This window comes from Pseudomonas sp. CFBP 13719 (genome assembly GCF_014842095.1).
GTDB lineage: Bacteria > Pseudomonadota > Gammaproteobacteria > Pseudomonadales > Pseudomonadaceae > Aquipseudomonas.
In genome coordinates this window covers 1-377 of record NZ_JACYVB010000024.1, presented here as the reverse complement: position 1 = coordinate 377, position 377 = coordinate 1, and the positions used below count along the sequence as shown (strand labels likewise).

The following is a 377-nucleotide window of genomic DNA, read 5'->3' as shown; positions in this document are numbered from 1 at the left end:
GGCAGCACGGCCAGCAGGTAATCGAAGATATCGCCCTGAATCCGCTCGTACTCGGCCCAGGCCGTGGTGCGCGTGAAGCAGTAGATTTCCAGCGGCACGCCCTCGGCGGTGGCTTCCATCTGGCGGACCATGCAGGTCATGTTCGGCTGGATGTCCGGGTGGGCGTTGAGGTACGCCAGCGCATAGGCGCGGAAAGTCCCCAGGTTGGTCATGCGCCGCTGGTTGGCGGACAGTTCCGCGACCTCGCCCTGCGCCGCGTTCCACGCCTTGAGTTCGGCCTGCTTGCTACTGACGTAGCCACTGAGCAGGCGAATCTGGGTCAGGCGCACTTGCTCCTGTTCGTCGAGAAAGCGTATGCCGCTGGCGTCGATGTGCAG

At 64.2% G+C, this 377-nt stretch carries 1 pseudogene; it reads right to left on the bottom strand.

What is annotated here, in order from left to right:
* Nucleotides 1–377 (bottom strand): annotated as a pseudogene (locus tag IFT57_RS26835) (mechanosensitive ion channel domain-containing protein); the annotation flags it as partial.